A 5,300-nucleotide genomic window follows, 5' to 3' on the forward strand; every position below is an offset into this window, starting at 1 on the left:
GCGGAGCCCTTCGAACTCCTCGAGCCGGCCCGCGAGGCGATCGCCGACGAGCCCGCGACCGGTCCCGCCGCCGGCGCATCGGGCGGAGCCTCCGGTCGCGTGAACCCGACCGAGCACGCCGACGAGTCCATCGCCGAGTTCGTCGCGGCCGGGACCGTCGCTGCTGCTGCGAACGCCGCGCGTCCGGCGTCGCAGGTCCCCGATCAGCCGCGGCCGTCGCATGTCGAGCGCCCGCGCACCGCGCGCATCGAGCCTCTGACCGGCCCGATCGCCGAGCCCTCGGCATCCGATGTCGACGAGTTCGAGGCGGCGGCCCGCCTGTTCTCGTTCACCGCCGAGACTCCGGTGCAGGAGCCCGCCGCCGAAGATGCGCCCGCCGCGGAGTCACCGCGCGCCGAGGCGTCGACGCCACATGTGGCCGCTCGTCGCGCCAAGGAGGTCCGCGGAGCCTCGTTCAAGCGCGCCGCGACCGCGTCGTTCTCGGTCGGCGTGATCGGCATCGTCGGCCTCATGGCCGTCGGCATGACGACCCCCGTGGCGGCGGTCGCCGCCGCGACGGGCGTCGACGCGTCGATGTCGGTCGTCGCACCTGCGAAGGGCACCGTCGTCACCGAGATCGACGAGGACGAGATCCAGGCGTACGTCGCGCCAGCGAGCGCCCAGAACGACACGCTCGAGCGCACCGAGAACTACGCCACGACGACGACGGCCGAGCTGGCGTCCGAGGCGGGCATCAAGAACTTCTCGAACCTGTTCCACAACGACCCGAACTCGAACATCCAATGGCCGTTCGCCGTGGGTGTGACGATGTCGTACGGCTTCGGCATGCGCTCGGGTCGCATGCACCAGGGTGTCGACTTCACGCCCGGCGCAGGCGCCCCGATTCAGGCCATCGCCGACGGCACGGTGCGTGTCGCGTCAGAGGCGGGCGGCGCATACGGCGTGCACGTCATCGTGGACCACATGATCGACGGCCAGCTGGTCTCGAGCCACTACGCGCACATGCAGTACGGCTCGATGCAGGTCACGCCCGGCCAGCACGTCACGGTCGGCACGATCCTCGGCCGCACGGGCAACACCGGACGCTCGTACGGCGCCCACACGCACTTCGAGATCCTCGTGAACGGCACCACCGCGATCGACCCGATGGCATGGCTGCGCGAGCACACGGACGGCACGCACGCCGTGGGCTGATCAGTTCAGGAGGGTGCCGCAGCTCTGGTATCCTCTTCTAGTTGGCTGCGAGCAGGCAGCACGCCCCGATAGCTCAGTGGCAGAGCACTTCCATGGTAAGGAAGGGGTCGTCAGTTCAATCCTGACTCGGGGCTCGCAGCATCCGTCTCAGTGACCGCGGATGCGGTGCGGCAGGGTAGCTCAGTTGGTGAGAGCGCACGACTCATAATCGTGAGGTCGCGGGTTCGAACCCCGCTCCTGCTACGGATGGCCCCGGAATGTCGCCGATTCTCCGGGGCTTTCTTCATTCCCACGCGGCGCCGGGAGACCACCCCGCCGCGTGACCTGCGGACCGATCGTCAAGGGGGCGCAGGTCGGTCGCGAGCGGTCACCGTCGTAAGAGGTTGCTGCGCATCCTGCGCCGCGCAGCGAGGACGAACTGATGAGTGCTGTGGGGGTCGACCCGACGGCTGCGCTGGTTGCGTGTATCGCGCCGAGGATGTCGTCCTCGGACGCACGGTGGCGATCAAGCTCATCCGGCCCGCTGTGGAGGGCGGCTCGTCAGAGCGATGACATCGAGGAATCTCCGGCGCACGCCCGGCGCTCACCCGGCGCTCGGCGGCTCGGTGCCTCTCACCCGCGCCGAGCTGCGCCTCCTTCCGTCCCTGCAGACGTACCTGACCGTCGCCGAGATCGGCGAACGCCTGTTCGTCTCGCACAACACCGTGAGCTCGCAGCTCGGGTCGATCTACCGCAAGCTCGGTATCACGAGCCGCAGCGGTGCGGTCGACGGTGCGATCGGGGCCGGTCTGCTCGGACGCTGATCAGGCGGATCGCGGCGTGTTCACGTGCCTCGGGCGCGTGACGATCGCGGCCGCGCCCCCGCCGATGGCGCCGAACAGGTGCGCCTGCCACGAGATCCCCTCGGCGGCGCCGAAGATGCCCGCCAGCATGCTGCTGCCGTAGAGCACCGCGACGGCGATCGCGATGAGGGCATAGAGGATGCCGTGGCCCAGCGACCGCGCGACGAAAGCCCGGACGAGCAGGTAGCCGAAGTACCCGAACACGAGGCCGGAGGCACCCACCGTGACGGCGCCGGGCGCGTTGAACGCCCAAGTCCCGAGTCCGCCGACCACCGCGATGATGGCGGTGACCGCCCAGAATCGGCCGATCCCGTCCAACGCGACGAGCACCCCGAGGACGAGGAACGGCACCGTGTTCGACAGCAGGTGCGGCCACCCGCTGTGCAAGGCAGGCGAGAGCACGACGCCGTCGAGCCCGTCGAACGTCCACGATTCGATCCCGTAAAGGTGGTTCCAGCTGCCGGGGAGCAGGTCGTCGAGCACGCGCGCGACCCACATGACGCCGAGCAGGATCAGCGGTTGGACGACGCGGGCGAGGAATCCGCCGCCGCGGCGATCCGGTGGGGTCGTACTCGTCATATGCCCATCGTCGCATCCATCGTGGCGCCCTGAGCGTCTGAGGGGGTGCGAGCCGATAGCCTCATCGTGGGTGACCGCGAACAACGGGGGACAGCAATGGCGTCGGAGACCGGTGAGAAGCACGCGCGCGCGAGGAAGCATCGCGGATTGCTGATCACGCTCGGAGTCATCCTCTCGATCGTGCTCGCAGTGGTGGTGATCACCTCGCTGACGCCGTGGCCGTCGGCGATGCTGATCCGTGCGGTCTTCGAACAGGGTGGCAAGTCGACGGCCGCCGAGATGGACCGGCACGTGCCCGACACCGCCCTGCGCGAGATGACCGGCATCCCCTACACCGACGGCCTCACCCTCGATGTCTACACCGCAGCCGATGACGGGGAGGAGCTGCCCACCGTCGTGTGGATCCACGGCGGAGCGTGGATCTCCGGATCGACCGCCGACGTCGACCCGTACATGCGGATCCTCGCCGACGCCGGGTACACCGCGATCGCGGTGAACTACACGCTCGGGCCGGAGGGCGTCTATCCCAAGGCCGTCATCGAGATCAACGAGGCGATGACGTACATCGACGACCACGCCGAGGAGCTGTCCGTCGACGCGAGTCAGCTGGTGATCGCCGGCGACTCCGCGGGCGGCCAGCTCGCGAGCCAGATGGCGACCCTGGTGACGAACCCCGAGTATGCGGAGCTGATGGACATCGATCCCGCGTGGTCTCCCGACCAGCTCGTGGGCGCGATCCTCAACTGCGGCGTGTACGACATGCGGGCGATGACCGACCTGCCCGGCATCGCCGGCTGGGGCTTCAAGATCGCGCTCTGGTCGTACACCGGCACGAAGGACTGGGCGGCCGAGTCGCCCGGCGCCACGATGTCGACGATCGAGTTCGTCACGTCGGACTTTCCGCCCACGTACATCAGCGGCGGCAACGGCGATGGTCTGACCTGGCTCGAGGGGATCCCCATGGCGCAGCGGCTGCGCAGCCTCGATGTGCCGGTCACGGACGTGTTCTGGCCCGCCGACCACGAGCCGGCCCTGCCGCACGAGTACCAGTTCCACCTCGATCTCGAGGAGGCGCAGCACGCTCTTGACGAAACACTCGCATACCTGGACTCCGTCACGTCGTGACCCGTGCGCGGACGCCACGAGATGGGGCGCCCAGGTGAGACAGAGGTGAGTCGAGCCGCCGGCGCGAGCATGGAATAGGCGACGGCACAACCGGGTTGCGGAGTGGTACCCCCAGGGGGTACCAAGGATGCACCGCGATTGGAGAGCACGATGAGCGACCCGCATGATCACGGCATGCACGGCTCCAGTCATGCCCACGCCGAGCACGACGCCCACGCGCGCGACGCCCACGCGCACGACGCCGCCGGCGTGACGGGTCGCACCGCCGAGCATCGCGCGGCGATGGACCACTCCGCCATGGATCACGCGGCGAAAGGTCACGACGCCCACAGCACTCACGGCGGCCACGGCGGCCACGGTGCTGATCACGTCGGGCAGTTCCGGCGCCTGTTCTGGATCAACCTCGCACTCGCCGTGCCCGTCGTGGCGTTCTCGGGCATGTTCGCGATGCTCCTGGGCTACTCGATCCCCGACATTCCGCTGGTGGCGTGGATCTCGCCAGTGCTCGGCACGGTCATGTACGCATGGGGCGGCCGGCCGTTCCTCACCGGCGCCGTCTCGGAGCTTCGCGCCCGCACGCCCGGCATGATGCTGCTGATCGGGCTCGCGATCACGGTCGCGTTCGTCGCGTCCTGGGGTTCGAGCCTCGGACTGCTCGACCACGAGCTCGACTTCTGGTGGGAGCTCGCGCTGCTGGTCGTGATCATGCTGCTCGGCCACTGGCTCGAGATGCGCTCACTCGCGCAGACGACGTCGGCGCTCGACTCCCTCGCGGCGCTCCTTCCCGATGAGGCCGAGCGAGTCGAAGGCGACCGCACCGTGACGGTCGCGCCTGGAGACCTCCACGTCGGAGACGTCGTCGTCGTGCGGCCGGGCGGCAGCGTTCCCGCCGACGGACGCATCCTCGACGGGCGCGCCGACATGGATGAGTCGATGATCACCGGCGAGTCGCGTCCGGTCGCCCGTGCGACCGGCGACGCCGTCACGGCGGGCACGGTCGCGACCGACTCGGGGCTGCGGGTCGAGGTCACCGCGACCGGCGACGACACCACGCTCGCCGGGATCCGTCGCCTCGTCGCGGAGGCGCAGAGCTCGACGTCGCGCGCGCAGCGCCTGGCTGATCGGGCGGCAGGCTGGCTGTTCTGGTTCGCGCTGGGTGCTGCGGCGATCACCGCGGTCGTGTGGACCGCGTTCGGCCTTCCCGACGAGGCGGTCGTGCGCACCATCACGGTGCTCGTGATCGCGTGCCCCCACGCCCTCGGCCTCGCGATCCCGCTCGTCGTGTCGATCGCGACCGAGCGTGCGGCGCGCGGCGGCGTGCTCGTGAAGGACCGCCTGGCACTGGAGAGCATGCGCACGATCGACGCGGTCCTCCTCGACAAGACCGGCACGCTGACCAAGGGCGAGCCGACGGTCGTGGACGTCGCCACGGCGTCCGACCTCGACGCGGAAGCAGTGCTCGCGCTCGCCGCGGCCGCCGAGGCCGACAGCGAGCACCCGCTCGCCCGGGCCATCGTGCGCGCGGCCGGTGCCCGGGGCATCCGGGTTCCCGCCGCCGCT

General features: G+C 69.8%; 5 protein-coding genes and 2 tRNA genes. 6 read left to right on the forward strand and 1 reads right to left on the reverse strand.

Annotation, left to right across the window (positions count from 1 at the left end):
- From EIO58_RS12085 to EIO58_RS12100, 4 genes are all read left to right on the forward strand, one after another.
- A partial coding sequence (locus tag EIO58_RS12085; protein WP_164861668.1) for a M23 family metallopeptidase occupies positions 1-1,194 on the forward strand: 1,194 nt, incomplete at its 5' end.
- Between the two features lie 62 nt (positions 1,195-1,256).
- Positions 1,257-1,328, forward strand: a tRNA-Thr gene (locus EIO58_RS12090).
- A gap of 35 nt (positions 1,329-1,363) precedes the next feature.
- A tRNA-Met gene (locus tag EIO58_RS12095) sits at positions 1,364-1,437 on the forward strand.
- 305 nt (positions 1,438-1,742) lie between these two features.
- Positions 1,743-1,997, forward strand: coding sequence for a helix-turn-helix domain-containing protein (locus EIO58_RS12100; protein WP_127819755.1), 255 nt, complete (start codon positions 1,743-1,745; stop codon positions 1,995-1,997).
- On the opposite strand, the gene EIO58_RS12105 is transcribed toward EIO58_RS12100, so the two are convergent.
- Positions 1,998-2,615: a rhomboid family intramembrane serine protease gene (locus EIO58_RS12105; RefSeq protein WP_127819756.1), complete on the reverse strand. Its 618-nt coding sequence runs from the start codon at positions 2,613-2,615 to the stop codon at positions 1,998-2,000.
- Positions 2,616-2,762: 147 nt separating this feature from the next.
- On the opposite strand from EIO58_RS12105, the gene EIO58_RS12110 reads away from it, so the two are divergent.
- Positions 2,763-3,740, forward strand: a complete 978-nt coding sequence (locus EIO58_RS12110) for an alpha/beta hydrolase (RefSeq protein WP_240658782.1) — start codon at positions 2,763-2,765, stop codon at positions 3,738-3,740.
- A gap of 150 nt (positions 3,741-3,890) precedes the next feature.
- A partial coding sequence (locus tag EIO58_RS12115; RefSeq protein WP_446723921.1) for an HAD-IC family P-type ATPase occupies positions 3,891-5,300 on the forward strand: 1,410 nt, incomplete at its 3' end.

This window comes from Microbacterium sp. CPCC 204701 (assembly GCF_004010105.1).
GTDB lineage: Bacteria > Actinomycetota > Actinomycetes > Actinomycetales > Microbacteriaceae > Microbacterium.